At 68.1% G+C, this 22,964-nt stretch carries 19 protein-coding genes, 2 tRNA genes and 1 pseudogene; 9 read left to right on the top strand and 13 right to left on the bottom strand.

Annotation, left to right across the window (positions count from 1 at the left end):
• Window positions 1-22: 22 nt before the first annotated feature.
• From JOF29_RS11080 to JOF29_RS11055, 6 genes are read right to left on the bottom strand one after another with little or no spacing between them, the layout of a single operon-like run.
• Window positions 23-832: a carbohydrate ABC transporter permease gene (locus JOF29_RS11080; protein ID WP_245358468.1), complete on the bottom strand. Its 810-nt coding sequence runs from the start codon at window positions 830-832 to the stop codon at window positions 23-25.
• Window positions 833-837: 5 nt separating this feature from the next.
• Complete coding sequence (locus JOF29_RS11075) at window positions 838-1,698, bottom strand: carbohydrate ABC transporter permease (RefSeq protein WP_209694113.1); 861 nt, start codon at window positions 1,696-1,698, stop codon at window positions 838-840.
• A 10-nt stretch (window positions 1,699-1,708) separates the two neighbouring features.
• Window positions 1,709-3,025 carry an ABC transporter substrate-binding protein gene (locus JOF29_RS11070; RefSeq protein ID WP_209694112.1) on the bottom strand — a complete coding sequence of 439 codons (1,317 nt, stop codon included), beginning with the start codon at window positions 3,023-3,025 and terminating at the stop codon, window positions 1,709-1,711.
• A gap of 31 nt (window positions 3,026-3,056) precedes the next feature.
• Complete coding sequence (locus JOF29_RS11065) at window positions 3,057-5,654, bottom strand: YfhO family protein (RefSeq protein ID WP_209694111.1); 2,598 nt, start codon at window positions 5,652-5,654, stop codon at window positions 3,057-3,059.
• Window positions 5,648-6,694, bottom strand: a complete 1,047-nt coding sequence (locus JOF29_RS11060) for a glycosyltransferase (protein ID WP_209694110.1) — start codon at window positions 6,692-6,694, stop codon at window positions 5,648-5,650. Before JOF29_RS11060 ends, JOF29_RS11065 begins: the two co-directional genes overlap by 7 nt.
• Window positions 6,687-7,853, bottom strand: coding sequence for an acyltransferase family protein (locus JOF29_RS11055; protein ID WP_209694109.1), 1,167 nt, complete (start codon window positions 7,851-7,853; stop codon window positions 6,687-6,689). The genes JOF29_RS11060 and JOF29_RS11055 overlap by 8 nt, the downstream gene beginning before the upstream one ends.
• Before the next feature lie 116 nt (window positions 7,854-7,969).
• Here JOF29_RS11055 and JOF29_RS11050 point away from each other — a divergent pair, with 116 nt between their 5' ends.
• Together JOF29_RS11050 and JOF29_RS11045 are read left to right on the top strand one after the other, a co-directional pair.
• Window positions 7,970-8,647 carry a response regulator transcription factor gene (locus tag JOF29_RS11050; protein ID WP_209694108.1) on the top strand — a complete coding sequence of 226 codons (678 nt, stop codon included), beginning with the start codon at window positions 7,970-7,972 and terminating at the stop codon, window positions 8,645-8,647.
• Window positions 8,640-10,112, top strand: coding sequence for a sensor histidine kinase (locus tag JOF29_RS11045; RefSeq protein WP_209694107.1), 1,473 nt, complete (start codon window positions 8,640-8,642; stop codon window positions 10,110-10,112). The genes JOF29_RS11050 and JOF29_RS11045 overlap by 8 nt, the downstream gene beginning before the upstream one ends.
• Before the next feature lie 97 nt (window positions 10,113-10,209).
• Here JOF29_RS11045 and JOF29_RS11040 read toward each other — a convergent pair.
• The 5 genes from JOF29_RS11040 to JOF29_RS11020 form a co-directional block, all read right to left on the bottom strand.
• Window positions 10,210-10,285, bottom strand: a tRNA-Glu gene (locus tag JOF29_RS11040).
• Between the two features lie 79 nt (window positions 10,286-10,364).
• A tRNA-Gln gene (locus JOF29_RS11035) sits at window positions 10,365-10,436 on the bottom strand.
• 119 nt (window positions 10,437-10,555) lie between these two features.
• Window positions 10,556-11,461, bottom strand: a complete 906-nt coding sequence (locus tag JOF29_RS11030) for a CPBP family intramembrane glutamic endopeptidase (protein WP_209694106.1) — start codon at window positions 11,459-11,461, stop codon at window positions 10,556-10,558.
• Entirely contained in the window at window positions 11,458-12,966 is a 1,509-nt protein-coding gene (gene gltX / locus JOF29_RS11025) for a glutamate--tRNA ligase (protein ID WP_307863255.1), read from the bottom strand. The genes JOF29_RS11030 and gltX overlap by 4 nt, the downstream gene beginning before the upstream one ends.
• Window positions 12,959-13,747, bottom strand: a complete 789-nt coding sequence (locus tag JOF29_RS11020; protein ID WP_209694105.1) for a fumarylacetoacetate hydrolase family protein — start codon at window positions 13,745-13,747, stop codon at window positions 12,959-12,961. Before JOF29_RS11020 ends, gltX begins: the two co-directional genes overlap by 8 nt.
• A gap of 41 nt (window positions 13,748-13,788) precedes the next feature.
• On the opposite strand from JOF29_RS11020, the gene JOF29_RS11015 reads away from it, so the two are divergent.
• The 3 genes from JOF29_RS11015 (at window position 13,789) to JOF29_RS11005 (ending at window position 15,713) form a co-directional block, all read left to right on the top strand.
• Window positions 13,789-14,271 carry a GNAT family N-acetyltransferase gene (locus tag JOF29_RS11015; protein WP_209694104.1) on the top strand — a complete coding sequence of 161 codons (483 nt, stop codon included), beginning with the start codon at window positions 13,789-13,791 and terminating at the stop codon, window positions 14,269-14,271.
• Complete coding sequence (locus JOF29_RS11010; RefSeq protein WP_209694103.1) at window positions 14,268-15,122, top strand: 3-methyladenine DNA glycosylase; 855 nt, start codon at window positions 14,268-14,270, stop codon at window positions 15,120-15,122. The genes JOF29_RS11015 and JOF29_RS11010 overlap by 4 nt, the downstream gene beginning before the upstream one ends.
• Window positions 15,123-15,518: 396 nt before the next feature.
• Window positions 15,519-15,713 (top strand): hypothetical protein, encoded by a 195-nt coding sequence (locus JOF29_RS11005; RefSeq protein ID WP_209694102.1) that lies wholly within the window; start codon window positions 15,519-15,521, stop codon window positions 15,711-15,713.
• 48 nt (window positions 15,714-15,761) lie between these two features.
• Here the strand turns inward: JOF29_RS11005 and JOF29_RS45905 are convergent.
• A pseudogene (locus JOF29_RS45905) lies at window positions 15,762-15,893 on the bottom strand (class I SAM-dependent methyltransferase); the annotation flags it as partial.
• A 31-nt stretch (window positions 15,894-15,924) separates the two neighbouring features.
• Window positions 15,925-16,746: a class I SAM-dependent methyltransferase gene (locus JOF29_RS10995; RefSeq protein ID WP_209694101.1), complete on the bottom strand. Its 822-nt coding sequence runs from the start codon at window positions 16,744-16,746 to the stop codon at window positions 15,925-15,927.
• 78 nt (window positions 16,747-16,824) lie between these two features.
• On the opposite strand from JOF29_RS10995, the gene JOF29_RS10990 reads away from it, so the two are divergent.
• The 4 genes from JOF29_RS10990 to JOF29_RS10975 all read left to right on the top strand — a co-directional run bounded on the left by JOF29_RS10990 (window position 16,825) and on the right by JOF29_RS10975 (window position 22,929).
• Window positions 16,825-18,090 carry a Fic family protein gene (locus JOF29_RS10990; protein WP_245357540.1) on the top strand — a complete coding sequence of 422 codons (1,266 nt, stop codon included), beginning with the start codon at window positions 16,825-16,827 and terminating at the stop codon, window positions 18,088-18,090.
• Window positions 18,091-18,160: 70 nt separating this feature from the next.
• The gene (locus JOF29_RS10985; protein WP_209694100.1) at window positions 18,161-18,739 is read left to right on the top strand and encodes a DinB family protein; all 579 of its coding nucleotides are present in this window, start codon (window positions 18,161-18,163) and stop codon (window positions 18,737-18,739) included.
• A gap of 282 nt (window positions 18,740-19,021) precedes the next feature.
• Window positions 19,022-21,880, top strand: a complete 2,859-nt coding sequence (locus JOF29_RS10980) for a ribonucleoside-diphosphate reductase subunit alpha (protein ID WP_209694099.1) — start codon at window positions 19,022-19,024, stop codon at window positions 21,878-21,880.
• Window positions 21,877-22,929 carry a ribonucleotide-diphosphate reductase subunit beta gene (locus tag JOF29_RS10975; RefSeq protein ID WP_307863254.1) on the top strand — a complete coding sequence of 351 codons (1,053 nt, stop codon included), beginning with the start codon at window positions 21,877-21,879 and terminating at the stop codon, window positions 22,927-22,929. Before JOF29_RS10980 ends, JOF29_RS10975 begins: the two co-directional genes overlap by 4 nt.
• The last annotated feature ends 35 nt before the right edge of the window (window positions 22,930-22,964 follow it).

Raw genomic sequence — 22,964 nt, 5'->3', positions numbered from 1 at the left:
GTAACTCCTTACTTGAGCCCGGTCATTTGAGCCCGGTACTCGACACGGACTGGACGAAGTACCGCTGGAAGCCGGCGATGACCACCAGCGGGATCACGGTGAGGACGACGGCGCCCGCGAACACGAGGCCGTAGTCGGCGAAGTTCTGGCCCTGCAGGTTGGACAGCGCGACCGGGCCGAGGATGTGCTTCGCGTCGGTGCCGATCAGCAGCGGCCACACGTACGCCTGCCACTGGAACAGGAACAGCATCAGCCCGGCGCCGATCAGCGCGGGCTTGGACAGCGGCAGGTAGATCCAGCGGAAGACGCCGAACCACCCCAGCCCGTCCAGCCGGCCGGCCTCGACCAGTTCGGCCGGGACGCCCAGGAAGAACTGCCGGAGCAGGAAGATCGCCATCCCGTTGCCGATGCCCGGCAGCACCAGCCCGGTGAAGGTGTTGGTCAGGTGCCAGTCCCGGAACATCGTCGACAGCGGGATGGCGATCGCGTCGAACGGCACCAGGAAGCTCAGTACGACGATGCCGAACACGAGCCCGCGGCCGCGGAACTCGAACGCCGCCAGCCCGAACGCCGCCGTCGCACAGACCGCCAGCCCGATCGCGACGGTGAGCGCGCTGACCAGGATCGAGTTCAGCGTCGCGCGGCCGATCTCGCTGCCCAGCAGGGCCGAGTAGTTGGTGAGCGTCGGCCGCAGTTCGAAGAACGTCTGCCAGGACAGCGGGTTGAGATGGGCGAACGTCTCCGAGCCGGGGCGCAGCGAGTTCGTCACGACCCAGAGCAGTGGCAGGAAGAACAGGATGCCGACGACTCCGCCGAGCACCGACAGGCTCATCCGCTTCACTGGTCACCTCGCAGCAGCCGGAACTGCCCGGCCACGATCGCCAGCGTCAGCGCGACCAGGATCACCACTTCGGCCTGGGCGACGTGGATGTCACCGATCGCGTACGCGCGGTTGTAGACGTCGTACATCAACAGGTTGCTGTTGCCGTTCGGCCCGCCCTTGGTGAGGATCTGCACCGGCGCGAACACGAGCAGGTTCGACACCGTGTCCGCGACCAGCACGAACGCGAGCGGTCGCCGTACGAGCGGGAGGATCACCGAGATCATCCGCCGCCACGGCCCGGCGCCGTCCAGCAGCGCGGCCTCGCGGACCTCGACCGGGACCTCCTGGATGCCGGCGATCAGGAACAGCATCCAGTACCCCACGCCGATCCAGGACAGCAGCACGATCAGCGACGGCAGTACCTGATTCGGCGAGGTGAGGAACGGCTGCGCCGGCAGGCCGAGGCGTCCCAGTACGCCGTTCCCGAGTCCGTCGGGGCGGTAGATGACGCTCCAGATGACGGCCGAAACGGCCGGCGGCGTGGCGATCGGGAGGATCACCAACGTCCGCCAGAGCTTCGAGCCGGCCGCCTTCTGGGTGAACAGCACCGCGAGCAGGAACGAGACCACGACCTGGATCGGGTTCACCAGCACGGTGAAGAGCAACGTGACACCGACCGACTGCCGGAAGTCCTTGCTGCCCAGCAGATCCGTGTAGTTGCTCAGCCCGGTGAACACCCGGCCGCCGCGCAGCAGGCTCTCGGTGTAGAAGCTCTCCACCACCGCCGAGATCGCCGGGACGATCCGCAGTACGGCGAGACACACGAGCGCGGGCGTCAGGAAGGCCAGGGCGATCAGCCCCTGCCTTTGCTTCACTTGATCTGCCTCATTTGATGGATCGCCACGCCTCGGTCAGCTGCTGGGTGGCCTGCTGCAACCGTGCGTCCGGGTTCGTCCCGTTGCGGATGTCGGCGAACGCCTTCCCCAGCACTTCCTCGAACTGGATGTACCCGACGCTGACCGGCCGCGACACCGCGGTGTGCTCACTCTCGTACGCCGTGATCGCCGCCGCACCGGCCGTCTTCGCGCCGGAGAACGCGTCCATCTTCGGGGTGTACTGCTTCTGCGCGTCGAGGTTCGCCGGGATGATCGTCGTCGTACTCGTGGTGGCCAGGTTGCCGGCCGGGTCGAGCGTCGCGAACTCCAGGAACTTGCGGGCCATCCCCTGCTGCTTCGAGGCCGGGTTGATGCCGAGCGACCAGGAACCGGTCGGGGTGACCGGCTTGCCGCCCTGGAAGTACGGCAGCGGCGCGACGCCCCAGTCGATCTTCGAGCTGCCGAAGATCTTCAGGTCCCACGGGCCGCCGACGAAGAACGCCACGTCACCGTTGGAGAACACCGGTCCGGTCTGGAACCCGCCGATACCGCGCGGCGACAACCCGCTCGCGAACGTGGCGCCGTACCACTGCATCGCCTTCTTCCAGCCGTCGGTCTCGATCGCCGGCGTCAGCACGTCGGCACCCTCGACGCCGGATCCGCCGCCGAGCGACTCGGCCAGCGGCTGCAGCTGGTAGTACGCCTCCGGCTGCTCCATGAACAGGCCGTACTTCGTGCCGCCCGCCTGCATGCTCTTCCGGCCGGCCGCCTCGACCTGCTCCCACGTCCAGCGCTGCTGCGGGTCTGCCGCCGGCGGCGTCACCTTCGCCTTCGCGAGCGCGGTCTTGTTGTAGAAGAGGTACTGCGTCGAGTTCCACATGGGCAGCGACCAGAGCTTGTCGCGGAAGTGGTTGGTCTTGTACGCCGCGGCGCTGAACGAGGTCTTGACCTTGCCGTCGAGGTCGCTGAGATCGGTGAGGAACCCCTTCGCGGCGAGCTGGGAGACGCGCGGCTCGTCGACCGTGTAGACGTCGATCCCGGTGTCCTTCGCGCTCAGCCGCTGCTGCATGGTGGCGTTGAACTGGTCGAACGGGATCTGCGTGTAGGTGACCTTGATCCCCGGGTTCTTCGCCTCGAAGGCCTTGATCACCGGTTGGTAGGTCTCGGCGTTGTCGGTGCCGGTGAACGTGATCGTCCCGGTATCCGGGCCGGGGTCGGCCGTCTGGGTGCTGCCGGACCCGTTGGCGCCGGACGAGCCGCCGCAGCCGGCCAGGAGCAGGGCCGCGGCAACCGCCGCGGCCGGTAGAGCGAAGAGGTTCCGCCGCACAGCGATCCCCTTTCCATCAAGAGTGGAGCCATCAGGCAGGGAGGTCTAAGCGGTTAGACTCTAAGCGCTTAGACCTCCAGATGTCCAGGAGGTGGCCGGCGAGACCGAGGCCGAGCAATATCAGGAGTGCAGCAGTGGCCATGATCAGGCCCAGGGACAGGCCCGGTGGTTGGTAGGTGCACGACACTTCCGTGGCGCCTGCTGGTAGCGGGATCGCGAGCAGGCCGGCTCGGCTGTCGGGGGTGCGGGTGCCACCGCCGTCGACGGAGCAGCTCCAGCCGTCGATCCGGACCACCGCGACGACCACAGTCGTCGGCGCGCCACTCGGCTCCAGACGGAGGCCCAGGCCGTGTCCGGCGACCTTCACCGCTGGTCGCACAGCCCTGAGCTCATGGACAGCAGCCTTGAGTTTGTTCGCATCCATGCACCCGATCGGCGCCGCGGGAAGCCGCGTCGCGCTGTCGACGCGGATCGGCACCGCGACCACGCCATCCGCGTCGACGATGCCGACCCGAACCATCGGAGCCCCCGCGTAGATCCCCGGAGAGTTCACCTTCGACGACAGGTTGGTGACCCACCCGCGGCCCGCAACCAGCACCGAACCGACGAAACTCGGCGCCGCGAGCCAGACCTCCGAGCCAGGCACGCACGAAGCCAGCAACCGTGTCTCCACCGACCGCCCACGGACGCCGCCCGCGGTTGGCGCTGTTTGAGCTTCGGGCGTCGGTGCGACTACCAGGTCTCCTCGCCGGCCCGACACGATCACCTCGGCGCCCTTCTCTGCCCGGACCGCCGGCACGGTGTACACATCCGCGCCCAGCGCCGACTCCTGCGCCCCGAACGGCCCCGGGTCGTCCGACCTGAAGGATGCCGCCGACCGTACGGTCACCAGCGGCGACACCTCGTACTTCCGCAACGACGGCACCTCCCCCGGAACCACCCGCGCCCCCGTCGCGAAGATCGCATCGACCACCGGGTTCTGCGGATCTACCGTGGCCCGCCCGTACGAGCTGTACCCGAAGCCCAGGTCCAGCAACTGCTGCGAGACCCGATCCGGGATCGTGCTCGAGTAGTACTGCGGCCCTTGCCCGCCGATCAGCATCGGATCGTTGACCGTCTGCCCCGCACCGGCCGCCACGCGATACCTCGGCCAGTCGTCCGCCGACCGCACCAGTTCCCGGACCGCCGCGTGCTGCGCGCCCCACGGCCCCTTCGCGCTCAGGAACTTGCTCCGCCGCTCATCGATAGCCGCCGAGGACAGCGTCACCTCGAGCAGAACGGCACCGACGAGAACCACCACCGCACCACGTCGTATCCGCCCCGGCCGTCGACCAGCCAGCCAGGCGACAACACCGATCACGATCAGCAGCGGTACGACCCGGTGCGTCGTGGTCGTCGTCGACCGAACGTTCCAGGCCACCAGACACAGCAGTCCCGCCGCACCTACGGCAGTAGCAACGGTCAGCACGCTCCGTACCCCAGCTGCGGCCGACATCCATCCGACGATCACCAGCAACCCGGCGACGACGAACGCCTGCCGATACGGGCTCCCGTTCGGGGTGTCGAACCCGTGCCAGATCCGATGCGTGATCCCGATCTGCAGGCTGAGCATGGTGAGAACGACCGCCGCCGTCCACGCGATCCGCTCCCGGCCCGGGATCGCGCGGTTCAACGGGAAGCTGACGGCGAGCAGCAGCATGACCGTGCCGACGGCCAGCCCAGGCGTCGTCCCGACCCCTTCGCTCCCCGGGAGCAGCCGAGCCAGGAACACGACCGGCCCGATCGGGCTGAACACGGCATCCGGACTCGGTCGCGCGGCCCGCACCGCCAGGAACGTCGGCAGCAGCAACGGCGCCGCGAGCGCGATCCCGAGCATCATGGCCAGCACGCATCGCACGGCCCCGCTCAGCCGCTCCCGCCACGAGATGTTCGCGTCGTACGCCAGGATCCGTGCCACCACCACGATCGCGGCACCGATCGTTGCCATGTACACCGTGTAGAACGCCGAGGTCCACAGCAGCGCCACCACGAACGGCGTGACCAGCAACGGCACAACCGACCGCCGCCGAAGAATCCACTCACACAACAGACAAAGCACTGGGAACGCGACCAGCCCGTTCAGCCACACAGTCATGTACGCCGCGTCGTCGATCGCCCAGCCGCACGCGCCGTAGGAGATGCCCGCGACGACCGCGATCCAGGCCGGGCCTGGACGCAGCCGCCGCAGGTACGCCGTCATCGCACCGGCGGCGAGCGCGATCGCGACCACGTCGACCAGGAACAGCGCGAGGTCGATGTGGTCGCGGGGGAACAGCAGCACGATCCACGAAAGCGTCGAGCCGACGTACGCCATGAAGTCGGCGAGGAACGGTACGCCGAAGCCGCTCGACCAGTTGAAGAGCAGGTCGCCGACGCCCTGGCCGGTGAGCAGGTCGCGGTAGTGCGCGTACATCGGCACGACCTGTTGCCCGAGGTCGTTCGTACTCCGCGACACCTCCCCGAAGGGATACGTATGCCGGATGATCCCGCTCACGACAAACGTCAGCCCAGCCCCGACCGCCGCAAGCACCACCGCCCACTGCCGCCCAAGCCACCCCACCCGACCACGCCCCGCCCACGCCATCAACATCTCCCGTCCTCCGCCGACTCACGCATCCACCGAGCCGCTCCCTCACCAACCGCTCCCGGCACCCCCTCACACACCCGCGCCCCGGGGACTTCGCGCCCTCGTGCGGGCGCCGGGTGTCTGAGGTAGCTCAGCCGCGCGGCTTCCTGCCGACTCCTGCTGATCGCGTCGAGCAGGTAGCCGAGCACCACCAGCAGGATCGCGGTCAGCCCGATCGAAGACGCCAGGATCGCCGTCGGGAACCGCGGGACCAGCCCGGTGTCGAGGTACTCCAGGACCACGGGTACGCCGAGCACCAGCGCGAGCAGGCCGCACACGGCGGCGAGTACGCCGTGGAACAGCGTCGGCCGCTCGAGCCGCGCCAGGTCCAGGATCCAGCGCAGGATCCGCGCGCCGTCGCGGTAGGTCCGGAGCTTGCTCTCGCCGCCCTCCGGCCGCGCCTTGTACCCGACCTCGACCTCGGCGACCGGTACCCGCAGGTGCAGCGAGTGGATCGTCAGCTCGGTCTCGATCTCGAACTCCTGCGACAACGCGGGGAACGACTTGACGTACCGCCGGGACAAGGCGCGGTACCCGCTCAGCATGTCGGTGATGTCGCGCCCGAACAACGTGCCGACGGCCCCGGTCAGCATCCGGTTCCCGAGCGTGTGCCCGGGCCGGTACGCCGCCACGTTCGAGTGCCGCCGTACGCCGACGACGTGGTCGTACGGCCCGGTCAGCAGCACCTCGACCAGCTCGGCGGCACGAGCCGCATCGTAGGTGTCGTCACCGTCGATCAGCACGTACACGTCGGCCTCGACGTCCGCGAACGCACGCCGGACCACGTTGCCCTTGCCCTTGCGCGTGACCCGCCGCACGATCGCGCCGGCATCCGCGGCGATCGCCCCGGTGCCATCGGTCGAGTTGTTGTCGAACACGTAGATCCGCGCCGTTGGCAACGAGTCACGCAGCCCGGCGACCACCGCCCGCACCGCCGCCGCCTCGTTGTAGCACGGCACGATCACCGCGACCTCGATGCCCGCGAACCTGCATGCTTCAGCCATGCCGGGAAGTATCGAGGCGACCGGCCGAAGCGGGCCTGAAGGAACCTGAAGACCCCTTCAGCTTCGACTGCCCGAACCTGATCATCGGGCGTTCCACCCACTGACAGGTGAAGTGTGACAGCGCGACGGTCGCCGGGATCACCACCAGGACCAGGAGCGGGCTGGTGCGCAGCGACGGGCAGAGGGCGATGACGAGGTCGCTCGCCAGGTTCTGGATCAGATAAATGGAGTAGGAGCGTTCGCCCAGGAACACCATCACCCGCGACGACAACAACCGCTGTGGTACCGCGTTGGCGATCAAGGCGGGCAGCAGGATCACGGCGGTCACGGCCGCGTACAGCGGGGTGATCGCGATAACGCCTGCGACGTCTCCGGCCAGGTGATGGCGATCGATCTCGGCAACGAAGTGCCGCACGCCCAGATGAACACCCAGGAACGTCCCCGCCGCGACGCTCGCCACCCACGGTCGAGTCAGCGGCCGGAGCAACGCATAAGTCGTCGGGTGGTGCAACAGTATCGCGAGCAGGCAGCCGATCAGGATCGAGAAGTAGTGCGCCGGCCAGCCCTTCGGATCGTCGGCCAGGGTGAACGGGACGGCGGCCAGCGAGATTGCCATCAGTCCCAGCGAGAGGCCGATCCGGAGGCTGGATCGGCCCGCCCGCGCTGCGATGCCGGGCGCGAAGGCCAGCAGCGGCCACAGCAGATAGAACTTCTGCTCGACGCCAAGGGTCCAGGACTGCCCGTAGAGCCCGCCGTGACCGAACTCGTTCAGGAACAGGAGGTACTTCGGCAGTTCTGAGCCTGGCGCTGTGGTCGCGACCGTGCCGTGGCGGAGTTGGATGACCAGCGTCACTCCGAGGATCACGAAGTACATCGGCAGGATGCGGAACACCCGGCGGACGAAGAAGTCCCGGAACGAGATCCGGCCGTTCCGGTCTTCCTCACGCAGCATCAGCGTAGTGATCAGGAAGCCGGAGATCACGAAGAAGATCTGAACGCCGATCCACCCCTGCAACCAGTCCGGGCCGTTGTTGTGGAAGAACACCACCAGCAGGGCGGCGATCGCGCGCAGACCGTCCAGCGCAGGGAAACGCTTCAGGGCGAGGTAATCCCGATGGCTCAGGGGCCGGTTCACCGGATCCGGGCTGCGCTGCAGCATCGAGTCCTCCTGTCGTCGTCACGGTCCGACGAGCATGCGTCCGGCGCGCCAAAGGGGGCCTGAAGCAAGCTGAAGGCTTCTTCAGGTTGACGCACAGGGTGTGTGATGCTTGAGAAGTGCGGCTACTGGTGGTTGAGGACGAGCGGCAGCTCGTTGCCGCGCTGAAGTGGGGACTGGAGTCGCACGGATTCACCGTCGACGTCGTCCACAGCGGACCCGAGGCGCTGTGGGCCGCGGAGGAGCACGACTACGCCGCGATCCTCCTCGATGTGATGCTGCCGGGGCTGAACGGCTACCGGGTCTGCGAAAGCCTGCGCCGCTCAGGCGACAGCACACCGATCATGATGCTGACCGCGAAGGACGGCGAGTACGACCAGGCCGAAGGACTGGACACCGGAGCCGACGACTACCTCACCAAGCCGTTCTCGTACGTCGTACTGGTGGCGCGGATCCGGGCGCTGTTGCGGCGTAGCGGCGCGGTCCGCGTCGAGCTGGAGGTCGGTGACCTGGTCATCGACCCAGCGGCGCGGACGTGTCGCCGTGGTCAGCAGCCGATCGAGTTGACCGCGCGCGAGTTCGCGATCCTGGAGTGCCTGGCCCGCCGCCACGACGTGGTCGTCACCAAGCGCGAGATCCTCGAGCAGGTCTGGGACGCCCACTACGACGGAGACGTGAACGTCGTCGAGGTCCATATCAGCTCGCTGCGCCGCAAGATCGATCACCCGTTCGACCGCCGCACCCTGCAAACCGTCCGCGGTATGGGCTACCGCCTCACCGGCACCAACGATGCCTGACCCCCGCCCGCGCCTCGGGCGCCGGCTGCGGTTGTCCACAGCTGCTCGGGCAGGGCTGGTCGCCGGGTTGGTTGCCGCGGTGCTGGCGGTCGGTTTCGGGACGTGGGTGCATCACCAGATCTACACCTCGCGCTACGGCGCCATCGAACGCAAGGCCGACCAGGATCGCGCGCTCCTGATCTCCGAGATGAGAACCTACGAAACCCCGACACCACAGCGGAGCCTGACTTTTCAGCCCGTCGACGCCGCATACGAAATCACCGACGACAGCGGCCACCTGCTCGAATCCGGCCCCGCTCTCCTCCCGTTCAGACCACACGCCCTCGCCCCGACGAGCGACCAGGCGTCCGGCAGCATGTTCGTGACCGTCAATACCGGCCTCCAGGGACGCTGTGCAGCCTCACAGCCGCCCCCGTACTGCGACACCGCCAAGCGCATGGTCGGCCGACGCCTGTGGGTGAGCCGCGAGGCCCTCGCCCAGGATTGGTTCAAACAAGGCACCAAGTCCACCGGAGGCCATGTTTCAGTCTTCGTACTGCCCTTCGAGGCCGAGGATGCCGCAGCCGGTGTCGATCGGGTGCTCGAACGGACCCTCCCGGTCGCGGTGCTGCTGATCATGATCGGCGCATACTTCGGTACCCGGGCTGCGCTCCGGCCGGTGGAGCGGATGCGAGCGCGGGCGGCCGCGATCAGCCAGCGCAATCTGCACGACCGCCTTCCGGTCCCGGCGACCGGCGACGTCGTGGCCCGCCTGGCGACGACCTTGAACGACACGCTCGCCCGCCTGGAAGCCGCCGCCCAACAGCAGCGTGGTTTCGTCGCCGACGCGGCGCACGAGCTGCGCAGCCCGATCGCCGCACTGCGCACCACCCTCGAAGTCGCCGGCGAGCACCCCACCCGCGCGGACTGGCCGCAGGTGAACGCGGCCGCGGTCGACGAGATCCGGCGGCTGCAGCAGCTCGCTGACGACCTGCTCCTGATGGCCCGGCTCGACGCCGACGACCTCACGCCCCACAAAGCCGTTGACCTCGCCGAACTCGTCCGACGGCAACTCGCCCGCCGCGTGGACGAAGGCCCCGGTATCACCTTCGACTCCCCCGAATCCGCCGTCGTCAGCGGCGACCCGCGGCAGCTCGACCGCCTCGTACGCAACCTGATCGACAACGCGATCCGCTACACCCACACCGCGATCTCCGTACGCATCGAGGACCAACCCGATCAGGTCGTACTTCACGTCGACGACGACGGCGCTGGGATCGAGCCGGCGGATCGCGAGCGGGTGTTCGAGCGGTTCACCCGCTTGGATGAGGCTCGTGCCCGCGACGACGGCGGCGCAGGACTCGGGCTAGCCATCGCCCGCGAGATCGCCCACGCCCACAACAGCACCCTCACGGCAACGGGATCACCCCACGGAGGCGCGCGCTTCACGCTGACGACGAGCAGCCGGTCACCCGCCGCACGCTGACGGCGAGCCGCCGCTGACACCCTCCACCTGGAAAGCCGTTACCGACCACAGACGAACAAAACCGCCCCTCACCGGCGAGGTGAGAGGCGGTTCACTCTGGTAGCCCCGACGGGATTCGAACCCGCGCTACCGCCTTGAGAGGGCGGCGTGCTAGGCCGCTACACAACGGGGCCAGAGGTTGTGCCGCCCGAACCTTGCGGCTCGGGCAACGAGGATGAACTTTACCGATTTTCATCGGCGCGGTCCAATCCGCTGGGGTACCAGGACTCGAACCTGGACTAACTGAACCAGAATCAGACGGGCTGCCAATTACCCCATACCCCAAAGGCATTTCACTGAAGTTGAAGAGTTTGTTTCCGCCCTCACCAACCCGGCTCGGAGAGCTTACCCGAGCATGCGACCGGACACCAAAACGGGCCTCCGTCGGCGGGTTGTCACTCCCGTCACACCCGTCGCGGAGCCCCCGCCGGCAGCGTCGCCGGCGGCAGCTCGCACTCTGTCTGCAGCTTCATCCGGCCGGCCATCCAGACCGCGATCGCACCGAACGCCACGAACTTCACGACGTCGACCAGGACCAGCGTCCAGGGTGCGTCGTGGACCCCGAGGCTGGCGCCGAGACTGTTCGTCAGCCCGGCGAACACGAACGTCACGACGTTGTTCGCCGCGTGTGACGCGATCCCGGACTCGAGCCCGCCGGTCCGGATCGCGAGGAACCCGGCGACCAGGCCGAACGCGAGCCGGTCCACGAACAGCGCCGGGCTCTGCCACGGCCAGATCCCGTGCGCGAGCGTGAACAGCACACCGGTGACGACCACCGCCATGATCGAGCCGCGCAAGTACGACCCGACCGCCTGCAGCAGGTAACCGCGGAAGTAGTACTCCTCGCCTGCCGCCTGGATCGGTGACGTCAGCAGCGTGATCACGATGACCGCGACCACGTCCGGCGCCGCCGGACCGCCGTGCCGCTCACCGGTGGCGAGCGGCACGTGGCCGAACTGGACGACCGCGAAGGCCAGCAGCTCGAGCACGATCGCCGCCAGCGAGAACCAGGCCAGCGGTCGCCAGCGGAGCTTCCCGACCACCGACGACAGCAGCCCGGGCGTCTGCCGGTTCAGCAGCCTGGCGACCAGCATCGACAGCGGGATCAGGATGATCAGCGTCAGGTTCGTCGACAGCAGCCCGAACCAGGACAGCGTCCCGGGCGGGTCCTTCCGGATCCCCTGCTGGATCCCGAGGACGAGCACGCCGCCGACCATCCAGCCGACCAGGATCGTCAGCGTGCCGAGAACGACGTACGCCCGCGGTGTCACGTCGTTCTTCAGCAGCCTTTGGTACGGCGTACCCGTCATGACGTCGTACGGCGCGCCTGCTCGAGCCGGTGCAGGGACTTCTCCCGGCCGAGCAGCTCCAGCGACTCGAACAGCGGCGGCGAGATCCGGCGGCCGGAGATCGCCACCCGGACCGGCCCGAACGCGTTCTTCGGCTTCAGCCCGAGCCCCTCGATCAGCGACGCCCGCAAGGCCGCCTCGATCGCCTCGGTGGTCCAGTCCACGTCGGACAACGCCTTCGCGGCGGCGTCCAGTACGGCGTCCGCGTCACCGGTCAGCACCTTCGCCGCGGCGTCCGGGTCGACCGTGAAATGCGCGTCGTCGACGAACAGGAAGCCGAGCATGTCGACCGACTCGTCCAGCGTGTTCATCCGCTCCTGCACCAGCGGTACGGCGGCCCGCAGAACGGCGAGCTGCTGGTCGGACGGCTGCTCCGGCAGCACCCCGGCCTTCGCCAGGAACGGGATCATCCGCTTCGCGAACTCTTCCTGCGGGAGCAGTCGCATGTGTGCGGCGTTGATCGCCTCGCACTTCTTCGGGTCGAAACGGGCCGAGTTCGAGTTCACCTTGCGGATGTCGAACGCCTCGACCATCTCGGCCATCGTGAACACGTCGCGGTCCTCGGCGATCGACCAGCCGAGCAGGGCCAGGTAGTTCAGCAGACCCTCGGGCAGGAAGCCGCGCTCGACGTATTCGCCGAGGCCGGAGCCCTTGTCCCGCTTGGACAGCCGCTTGTTGCCCTCGCCCATCACGAACGGCAGGTGCCCGAACCGCGGGGTCCGGCCGCTGCCGACGCCGATCTCGGCCAGCGCCTCGTAGAGGGCGATCTGGCGCGGCGTAGACGGCAGCAGGTCCTCGCCGCGGAGCACGTGGGTGATCTCCATCAGCGCGTCGTCGACCGGGTTCACCAGCGGGTACAGCGGGTAACCGTTCGCCCGGACCAGGACGTAGTCGCCGAGGTTCTCCGGGAGGAACGTGATCTCGCCGCGGACCAGGTCGTCGAACACGATCGGGCGGTCCGGCATCCGCAGTCGCACCACGGGCCGCCGGCCCTCGCCGACGTACGCCTCGACCTGCTCGGGCGTGAGAGTGCGGCAGTGCCCGTCGTACCCGCTGTGCTGACCGGCAGTGCGCGCGGCCTCGCGGCGCTGGTCGAGCTCCTCCTGCGAGCAGTAGCAGTGGTAGGCCTTGCCGGCCGCGAGCAGCTTCGCGACGACGTCAGCGTAGATGTCCATCCGCTCGGACTGCAGGTACGGCCCGAAGTCGCCGCCGACCTCGGGGCCCTCGTCCCAGTTCAGGCCGAGCCAGCGCAGCGCGTCGTACGTGTAGCGGTAGCCCTCCTCGGTGTTCCGGGCCGTGTCGGTGTCCTCGATGCGGAGCACCAGTTTGCCGCCGTAGTGCCGGGCGAAGGCCCAGTTGAACAGCGCGCTGCGGATGTTGCCGACGGTCAGCAGACCGGTCGGCGACGGTGGGAAACGCACCCGTACCTTGCTCGGCTCCAGGTCGCCCAGCACGTCGTCAGTCACGCACGATCACCTTGTTCGTCAGAGTTCCGATTCCTTCGATGCTGACCGAGACCTCGTCGCCGGGCAGCATCGGACCGACCCCCGCCGGGGTGCCGGTGAGTACCACGTCGCCGGGCAGCAGCGTGGTGAAGGAGGTGATGTAGGCCAGCACCTCCGGGATGTCGAAGATGAACTGACTGGTCCGCCCGTCCTGCTTGGGCTCACCGTTCAGTTCGGTACTGACCCGCAGGTCGGCCACGTCGAGCTCGGTGCTGATCCACGGGCCGAGCGGGCAGAACGTGTCGTACCCCTTGGCCCGGGCCCACTGCCCGTCGGACTTCTGCAGGTCGCGTGCGGTCACGTCGTTCGCGATCGTGTAGCCGAAGATCACCTCGTTGACCCGCTCCTTGGGCAGGTCCCGGCAGATCCGGCCGATCACGATCGCCAGCTCGCCCTCGAAGTGCAGGTCGTGGGTCTGCTCGGGATACACGATGCCGTCCCGCGGGCCGATCACGCTGGTGTTCGGCTTCAGGAAGATCATCGGCTGTTCCGGTACGTCGTTGCCGAGCTCGGCGGCGTGTGCCGCGTAGTTCCGGCCGACGCAGACCACCTTGCTGCGCGGGATCACCGGCGCCAGCAGCCGGACGTCCGCGAGTTGCAGCTTCTCCCCGGTGAACTGGGCCGACCGGTAGAGCGGGTCCGAGTCGAGAACGTTGACAGTGCCGGCGAGCCCTTCGGGGTCGTCGGTCTCGACGACGCCGTACTTCGGCTCGTCGTCCACGGAGAATCTGGCGATACGCACGGGCCGAGCCTACCGGTGGGGCGGAATGAGACAGTATTCCGGTGACTTTCGACATCCGGCTCGCCCATCCTTCGGAGTACGACGCAGTCGGCGAGCTGACCGTGGAGGCGTACTCGCACGACGGATTCGTCCGCGGTGAGTACGCGATGACGCTCCGTGCGGCCGCGGACCGCGCCGCCAAGGCCGAGCTGTGGGTGGCGGCTGATTCATCAGGCTTGCTGGGGACTGTTACTTATTGCCCGGTCGGTTCTGTCTACCGGGAGATCGGCCAGGACGACGAGGGCGAGTTCCGCATGCTCGGCGTGGCCGGCCGTGCGCGTGGCCTCGGCGTCGGCACGGTTCTCACCGAGCGCTGCATCGCCCGTTCGCGCGAAGCGGGCATGCGCCGCGTGGTGATGTGCAGCGCCCAGTACATGACCACCGCGCACCGCCTGTACGAACGCCTCGGCTTCACCCGCCTCCCGGAACGCGACTGGGCCCCGATCCCGGGTGTGGACCTGTACGCGTTCGCCCTCGACCTATGACCACGCTGACTTCTGCCCAGTGGACGTCGTACGCCGAAACCCACGCCCGGCGGGTCGACGTACTGCTGGCCGGTCACCTGGAACGGCGAAAGCGCCGCGAACCACATCCCGTCGAGGATTTCCTCTTCACCTATTACCCCACGCGTCCGAATCAGTTGCGGGTGTGGCATCCGGGGCCGGGTGTGCGGCTGGAAGATGCTGCTGTCTACGGGGAGCGGCGCGGGTACGTCGTCGTCGACGGTGCGGCGGTGCTCGATCCGGCCGAGGTTGAGCGCCGTACCGACAGCATCACCTGGATCCGCGCGTTGCTGTCGTCGACCCTGGACCGCCAGCCCCAGTTCGGGTGTTTCGGGCTGCACGAGTGGGCGATGGTGTACCGGACGCCCGAAGTGCGGCATACCGCCTGGCCGCTGCGATTGGGGGCCGAGGGCACCGATCAGGTGGTCGAGTCGCACCGGATCGGCTGCTCGCACTTCGACGCGTTCCGGTTCTTCACCACCCCCGCGCGGCCGCTCAACGTCCTGCAGCCGACCCGCGAGTCCCAGCCCGTCCTGGAACAAGGCGGCTGCCTGCACGCGAACATGGACCTCTACAAATGGGCGACCAAACTGATGCCGTTCACGCCCAGCTCGCTGGTCCTGTCGTGCTTCGAACTCGCCCGCGACATCCGCACCCTCGACATGCGCGCCTCACCGTACGACCTGGCCGCGCTCGGCTACTCCCCCGTCCGGATCGAAACCCCCGACGGCAAAGCGCAGTACACAGCCGCCCAACGCACCTTCGCCGACCGCGCCCGCCCCCTCCGCCGCCAACTCGCCGCCCTCTGCGACCAACTCCTCAGCCGCAGCTAGCCGGGACGGTTCGTTCTGAACCAACCGCCCGGGCTGAGGGTCTCCGTGTCAGGGGTTCACCCCTGACACGGCCGGTTCTCCCCCGGCATGCGAGAGGTCAACAGACAATGTGCGAGGTGAACCGGCTCTTCTGTCCGGTGTGTGAGTGATGGTTGTCCCGGTTCGGGGTCGTGAGACAGGTTGTGGTGGGTTGGCACCTGGTATTGCCTGTCTCCTGTGCCTCTCACCCGAGAACCTCACGGGAGAGGTCCTCCCTGCGCGAAACCACCAGCACCGTCGGTCGAGGGTCGCCGGATCAGCCACACATCGAACCGGAGAGCCGGCCGACCCTCTCTCGTTTCGATCGACCTCGCTGCCGTCCAACGCGGCACCGCCGCAAGCGCTAATCTCCTTGGTATGGGAAAGATCGTCGCCATCGCCTTCGCCGCACTGCTGATCGCGGTCGGCAGCGTCTGGACCCTGCAAGGCCTCGGCTATCTCAAGGGCAGCTCGATGACCGGCCAAACTCTCTGGGCCACCGTCGGCCCGATCATCGCCGCCTTCGGCGTCGCCCTCATCTACGTAGCCTTCCGCGGCCCTCGGAAACGCTGACCCGAACCACCGCCCATCACCCCACAGCCCGATCGCGACCGGGGCGCCGGGCTGGAGAACGCGCACGATCTCTCGCAGTGCTTGGTCGAGGTCCTCGTCGGCCACGTGCAGCAGCGTGCTCATCGTCCAGCCCGCATCGAAACTGCTGTCCGCGAACGGCAACTCGAGCACCGACGCCACCTCCGCCCCCAGACCCAGCGCCCGGCACGCGTCATCGGGTGGCCTTCAGGGCGAAGAGCAAAGGGATGCGGGGGGCGTCGTCGGGGAGGCGCCACCAGCCTTCGGGGGTTTGGTGCATGTGCGGCCAGCGGGGCCATGGGAGTACGTCGGATTCGCGCACGGTGGTGATCCGGAAGCCGGCCGATGCGAGGGTGGTGACGATCTCGCCGAGGCCGTGGCGCCATTCGTAGCTGGTCTGGCGGCCGGGGACTTCGTCGCCGGTGTAGGTGACGGTGGAGTCGTGCGCGATCGCGCCGCGGCCCTCGAGGTAGTCGGCGCGGAGCACGAGGTCGTCGCTCTCACCGGGCAACGAAACCTCGCGAAGCGCGTTGAGGAGCGGGTGGAACTCGACGATGTAGAGGACACCACCGGGCTTGAGCAGTTGGCGTACGACGTCCGCCCACTGCTCGAGGTCCGGGAGATAACACAGCGCGCCCTTCCCGGTGTAGACGATGTCGAACTGCCGACCCTCGACCGCCCGCACCGCGTCGTACACGTCGGCATGCAGGTACTCGACGTCCGCCCCGGCATCGGCGGCGATCCGGCGCGCCGCCTCCAGCGACTTCTCCGACAGGTCGAGGCCGCTGGTTCGCGCGCCGCGCCGCGCGAACTCGATCGTCTCCGTGCCGAGATGACACTGCAGATGCAGTACGTCGCGACCGTCGAGCGGACCGAGATCCGCCCACTCGTAGTCGGCGAACCAGTACTCGGCGGGCCGGTCGTAGAACGTGCTCGCCGCGTGCAGCGGCGCCCGGGCGTCCCAGTCGGCCTCGTTGGCGGCCACCATCTGCTGCGTCTGCGCGTCCAGAGTCACAACCAGCAGTCTGCCCGCCCTTCGGGCCACTTATCCACAACCCTTGTTCAAGGTTTGTGGATAAGCTTGAATAAGGGTATGGCGAGGGTCGAGTTGCACCGCTGGCCCGGGCACCCCGACGGGTTCACCCGGGCGGAGCGCCTCGGCGGGTCGTACGAGCTGTATCTGCCCGACCCGCTGACCGGGCGCGGCTTCGACCTGCCCGACGACGTGCTCGCGCTGCTCGAGGACGCCGCCGGCGATCTCGCCCGTCTGGACGCGACCGCCGCCGTACTGACCGACAGCGAGGCGCTGGCGCGGTTGCTGCTGCGGGCCGAGGCGGTCGGCTCGTCGCACATCGAGGGCCTCGTCGTCGGCGCGCGCCGGCTGCTGAAGGCCGACGTACTGCGGGACCGGACCCGCGACGTGACGGCCGAGGAAGTGCTCGGCGCGGTCGACGCGATGACCTGGGTGACCGAGCGCGTACAGCCCGGCGACAAGCTCGAGGTCGACCATCTGCTGGAGGCGCACCGCCTGCTGATGGCGCAGTCGCCGAACCCGGAGTACGGCGGCGAGATCCGCTACCTGCAGAACTGGATCGGCGGCCGTTCCCCCGCCGAGGCGTACTACGTCCCGCCGCCGGCGCAACTGGTCCCGGAACTGCTCGCCGACCTGATGACGTTCGTCCGCGAGTCGCGGCTTCCGGTGCTGGCGAAGACCGCGATCGCACACGCGCAGTTCGAGACGATCCACCCGTTCGCCGACGGCAACGGACGGACCGGGCGCGCGCTGATCCACCTGATCCTGCGCGCCGACGGGCTGATCACCCGGACCGTCCCGCCGGTCTCGCTCGCACTCGCCACGCATGCGACGGCGTACGTCGACGCGCTGACGGCCTTCCGGTACGTCGGACGCGCCACCACCGCGAAGGCCCGCGCGGCAGCGAATCCCTGGCTGCGGATGTTCGCGACCGCCTGCACGCACGCGACGGCCGAGGCCGCCCGCTTCGAGCGGACCGCGGCGGACTTGAAGTCCGACTGGCGGGAACGGGCCGCCCCGCTGCGCGCCGGATCCGCGGCCGAGCTCCTGATCGAGGCGCTGCCGGCCGCGCCGGTGCTGACGCTCGCGGCCGCGGCGCAGCTGATCGACCGCTCCCAGCAGGCCGCGAACCAAGGCCTCGCCCGCCTGGTCGAGGCCGGCGTACTGCGGGAGCTCACCGACGGCCGGCGCAACCGGGTCTACGAGGCGCCGGAGCTGATCGACGCCTTCACGTTGCTGGAACGCCGGTTCGCGAGCCCGGCCGCGGACACCCGGATCGAGCGGCCTAGCAGACCGGTCCCGCCGAGGCCAGGACCGACACACTAGCCGTTTGACTTTCCGCCGGAGATCGAGCAAGAATTCGAACACGTGTTCGATCATACCGGGGAGAGTTGAGATGGCGGCGTTCGACTGGGACATCCTGCACCGGCCTTCGGCGATGGCGATGGTCCGCGGCCAGCTGGGCTTCAGCTGGATGGTGCTGTCCGGCCGCCTCGCTCAACTGACCGACGAGCAGTACTTCTGGCGACCGAGCAGCGAGGCGCTCACCGTCGTCCGCCGGCACCACTCCGGGCGGTACCGGCCGCTCGGGTCCGGCGAATGGGTCGCCCAGTGGCCGGACGAGCCCGACCATCGCGGCCCGCGGACGATCGCGTGGCTGATCGCACATCTGACCGAGATGTTCTTCGAGCGCTGGGAGTGGACGTTCGGGGCGAGCCGGCAGGGCCGCACGGACATCACGCTGCACGGCAACGCGCAGGACGCGGTCGCCTGGCTGACCTACTGGGTCGAGGCCTGGCAGGAGGCGATCGCGGAGCTGGATGAAAGCGAAGCGATGACCGTCGGCCTGAGCCAGGCGAACGAGCTCGACGCCTCCGAACCCTTCGGCCACGTCGTCCTGCGCCTCAACCGGGAGCTGATCCACCACGGTTCGGAGATCATGACGCTCCAGGATCTCTACGCGGTCGCGGCGTGAGGACACAAGATGTGCGACACGCGGCGTTGCGCTACCACAAGATCTAGATCTCTCCGCCTAGCATCACTACTACTGGTGGTTCAGAGTGGCCCACACCACAAGATATGGTGCCGGCGAGTCCGGATGCTTGCCACCGGTGCGTGTACCGCCGGTGCACGCGGTCCGAGACCTCGCGGGTGGGTCGCACGGCGTGACGGCAGCGTTCCCGGCCGGTGCTGCCGGTCCCGTCGTGCGCCCACTCGCGTGGTCCCGGGTCTCCGAACTCCTCTGGAGCGCACACCTGTGACCATTGCTTCCTCATCCCCCGCGGCAACCGGTCAGGCGGTCGAGCTGACCGTCGTCCGCCGCGACGGCAGCAGTACTCCGTTCGACGCCACCAAGATCTCCGTCGCCGTGACCAAGGCGTTCCTCGCCGTCGAGGGCCCCGACGCCGGCTCCACCCATCGGGTCCGCGACCTGGTGACCGACCTGACCGGCCGGGTCGTTACCACCCTCACGAGCCGCGGCCAGCACAACACAGCACAGCCTCGCCGCAGCGTGCAGGTCGAGGACATCCAGGACCAGGTCGAGCTGGCGCTGATGCGCGCCGGCGAGCACCAGGTCGCCCGTGCCTACGTGCTGTACCGCGAGGAGCGGACCAAGGCCCGCACCCCCGCCGACCCGTCCGGCATCACCGAGAAGCCGGCGCTGACCGTCCGCGCGGCCGACGGCAGCCGGCCCCCGCTGGACGTCGACCGGCTCCGCATCGTGGTCGCCGAGGCTGCCGCCGGCCTGGACGCCGTCGACCCCGAACTGATCCTGAACGAGACGCTCGGCGCCTGCTACGACGGCATCGCCCAGCACGAGGTCGAGCTCGCGCTGGTGATGGCCGCCCGGTCGTACGTCGAGACCGAGCCGCAGTACAGCTTCGCCGCGTCCCGCCTGCTGCTGGACCAGATCCGCCGCGAGGCGCTCGGCCGGGTTCACGGCGAGCCCCGGCAGGCCAGCCAGGCCGACATGACCGCGGCGTACGTCGACTACTTCCCGCGCTACGTCCAGGTCGGTATCGAAGCCGGACAGCTCGACCCCGAGCTCGGCACCTTCGACCTCGACCGGCTTGCCGCCGCGATCAACCCCGACGCCGATCTGAACTTCACCTTCCTCAGCCTGCAGACGCTGTACGACCGCTACCTGCTGCATCTCGACAAGGTGCGCTACGAGCTGCCGCAGGCGTTCTTCCTCCGCGTCGCGATGGGCATGGCACTCCGCGAGGACGACCGCGAGGCACGAGCGATCGAGTTCTACCAACTGCTCAGCTCGTTCCGGTTCATGTCCTCGACTCCCACGCTGTTCAACTCCGGCACCACCCGCCCGCAGCTGTCATCGTGCTTCCTGACCACGGTCGAGGACGACCTGTCCGGCATCTTCAGCGGCATTCGCAACAACGCCCTGCTCGCCAAGTACTCCGGCGGCCTCGGCAACGACTGGACCCCGGTCCGCGGCGTCGGCGCCAAGATCCGCGGCACCAACGGGGAGTCCCAAGGCGTCGTCCCCTTCCTGAAAGTCGCGAATGACACCGCGGTCGCAGTGAATCAAGGGGGCCGCAGGAAGGGCGCGGTGTGTGCGTATCTGGAGACCTGGCATATCGATGTCGAGGAGTTTCTTGATCTGCGGAAGAACACCGGGGACGAGCGGCGGCGGACGCATGACATGAACACCGCGAACTGGGTGCCAGACCTGTTCCTGCAGCGGGTCGAGGCCGGTGGGGACTGGACGTTGTTCTCGCCGAACGAGGTGCCTGAGCTGCATGATCTGTACGGCGAGGCGTTCGCGGCGGCGTACGCCGAGTACGAGGCTGCTGCGGATCGTGGTGAGATCCGGGTGTTCAAGCGGGTCAAGGCCGTCGACCTGTGGCGGCGGATGCTGACGGTGCTGTTCGAGACCGGGCACCCGTGGATCACGTTCAAGGACGCCTGCAACCTGCGGTCGCCGCAGCAGCACGACGGTGTCGTGCACTCGTCGAACCTGTGCACCGAGATCACGCTGAACACCACCGTCGACGAGACCGCGGTCTGCAACCTCGGCTCGGTCAACCTGGTCGCGCACCTGACCGCCGACGGGCTCGACGCCGACCTGCTCCGGGACACGGTGAAGACCGCGGTCCGGATGCTCGACAACGTCATCGACGTGAACTTCTACACCACCCCGGAGTCCGAGCGCGCGAACCAGCGGCACCGCCCGGTCGGGCTCGGCCTGATGGGGTTCGCGGACGCGTTGTTCAGGCTCCGCATCCCGTACTCCTCCGACGCCGCGGTCGAGTTCGCGGACAGCTCGATGGAGCAGATCAGCTACCACGCGATCGAGGCGTCCAGCGTTCTCGCCGCCGAGCGCGGCCGGTACTCGTCGTACGACGGATCCCTGTGGAGCCAGGGGGTGCTGCCGATCGACTCGCTCGCCAACCTGCAGGCCGCCCGCAACGGCGACGTCGTCGTCGACGAGAGCACGCGGCTGGACTGGGACGCCCTGCGGCAGAAGGTGCTCCGCGACGGCATGCGGAACTCGAACGTGATGGCGATCGCGCCGACCGCGACGATCTCGAACATCTGCGGCGTGAGCCAGTCGATCGAGCCGACGTACAGCAACCTGTTCGTGAAGTCGAACATGTCCGGCGAGTTCACCGTCGCCAACCCGTACCTGGTCACGGACCTCAAGGCCCGCGGGCTGTGGGACCAGGTGATGGTGTCGGACCTGAAGTACCACGACGGGATCCTGGCCGGTATCGAGCGGGTTCCGGCCGACCTGCGGGAGCTGTACGCGACCGCGTTCGAGATCGCGCCGCTGTGGCTGGTGAAGGCGGCGTCGCGGCGGCAGAAGTGGATCGACCAGGCGCAGTCGCTCAACCTGTACATGGCGAAGCCGTCCGGGCGCGCGCTCGACGAGCTGTACCGGTCGGCGTGGCGGTACGGACTCAAGACGACTTATTACCTGCGTTCCCAGTCAGCTACTCACGTGGAGAAGTCCACGCTGAAGGGAACCGACGGCCGGCTGAACGCCGTAGCCATAACCGTCCCGGCGCCGCCGATGCCGGCGGACCTTCCGCTTCCCGAACCCACCGGAGCGGTGTGCTCCATCGACGATCCCGACTGCGAGGCTTGCCAGTGAGCATCATCTCAATCGGAGCGGACCGCGTGCAGGTCGCCGACAAGGCGATGATCAACTCGCGCGCGGACGTCAACCAGCTGCTGCCACTCAAGTACACGTGGGCCTGGGAGAAGTACCTTGCCGGGTGCAACAACCACTGGATGCCGACAGAGGTGTCCATGCAGGCCGACATCTCCCTCTGGCGGCGTCCATCAGGGGCCAAGGACGGCCTGACGGACGACGAGCGGCAGATGCTCAAGCGCAACCTCGGGTTCTTCGCCACCGCGGAGTCCCTGGTCGCGAACAACATAGTTCTCGCGGTCTACCGCCAGCTGAGCAACCCCGAGTGCCGGCAGTACCTGCTCCGCCAGGCGTTCGAGGAGGCGGTGCACACGCACACGTTCCAGTACATCTGCACCTCGCTCGGTCTGGACGAGGGCGAGCTGTTCAACATGTACCGCGAGGTCCCGTCGATCTCCGACAAGGACGCCTGGGCGCTGAAGTACACCCAGCACCTGGAGGACCCGGACTTCCGGACCGGTACGCCGGAGGCCGACACCGCGTTCCTGCGCGACCTGATCGCGTTCTACGTGGTGTTCGAGGGGATGTGGTTCTATACCGGGTTCGCGCAGATCCTGTCGCTCGGCCGGCGGAACAAGATGGTCGGTATCGCCGAGCAGTACCAGTACATCCTGCGCGACGAGTCGATCCACCTGAACTTCGGCATCGACTGCATCAACCAGATCAAGCAGGAGAACCCGCACCTGTGGACCAGCGAGTTCCAGGCCGAGGTCCGGCAGATGCTGACCGAGGCGTGCGAGCTGGAGGTCGCGTACGGCCGCGCCACGATGCCGAACGGGATGCTCGGGCTGACCGCGGAGCTGTGCGAGCAGTACATGCACTTCATCACCGACCGCCGTGCGGAACAGATTGGTCTCGATCCGATCTTCGGTGAAACGCGGAACCCCTTCGGCTGGATGTCAGAGGTGATGGATCTGAAGAAGGAGAAGAACTTCTTCGAGACCCGCGTGATCGAGTACCAGTCCTCCAGCGGCCTGAGCTGGGACTGACCGATCAGGAAGGCCCGCGGTGCAACTCGCCGCTC

This window comes from Kribbella aluminosa (assembly GCF_017876295.1).
GTDB classification, from domain to species: domain Bacteria; phylum Actinomycetota; class Actinomycetes; order Propionibacteriales; family Kribbellaceae; genus Kribbella; species Kribbella aluminosa.
This window is presented reverse-complemented; position numbering and strand designations above follow the sequence as displayed.

What these genes read in the sequence shown, in the direction of transcription:
- JOF29_RS11065 (WP_209694111.1), bottom strand. Translation starts at nt 5,654, where the DNA reads ATGTTGATGGCGTGGGCGGGGCGTGGTCGGGTGGGGTGGCTTGGGCGG.
- JOF29_RS11005 (WP_209694102.1), top strand. Translation starts at nt 15,519, where the DNA reads ATGGGAAAGATCGTCGCCATCGCCTTCGCCGCACTGCTGATCGCGGTC.
- JOF29_RS10985 (WP_209694100.1), top strand. Translation starts at nt 18,161, where the DNA reads ATGGCGGCGTTCGACTGGGACATCCTGCACCGGCCTTCGGCGATGGCG.
- JOF29_RS10990 (WP_245357540.1), top strand. Translation starts at nt 16,825, where the DNA reads ATGGCGAGGGTCGAGTTGCACCGCTGGCCCGGGCACCCCGACGGGTTC.
- JOF29_RS11010 (WP_209694103.1), top strand. Translation starts at nt 14,268, where the DNA reads ATGACCACGCTGACTTCTGCCCAGTGGACGTCGTACGCCGAAACCCAC.
- JOF29_RS11055 (WP_209694109.1), bottom strand. Translation starts at nt 7,853, where the DNA reads ATGCTGCAGCGCAGCCCGGATCCGGTGAACCGGCCCCTGAGCCATCGG.
- JOF29_RS11060 (WP_209694110.1), bottom strand. Translation starts at nt 6,694, where the DNA reads ATGGCTGAAGCATGCAGGTTCGCGGGCATCGAGGTCGCGGTGATCGTG.
- JOF29_RS11045 (WP_209694107.1), top strand. Translation starts at nt 8,640, where the DNA reads ATGCCTGACCCCCGCCCGCGCCTCGGGCGCCGGCTGCGGTTGTCCACA.
- JOF29_RS11030 (WP_209694106.1), bottom strand. Translation starts at nt 11,461, where the DNA reads ATGACGGGTACGCCGTACCAAAGGCTGCTGAAGAACGACGTGACACCG.
- JOF29_RS11080 (WP_245358468.1), bottom strand. Translation starts at nt 832, where the DNA reads ATGAGCCTGTCGGTGCTCGGCGGAGTCGTCGGCATCCTGTTCTTCCTG.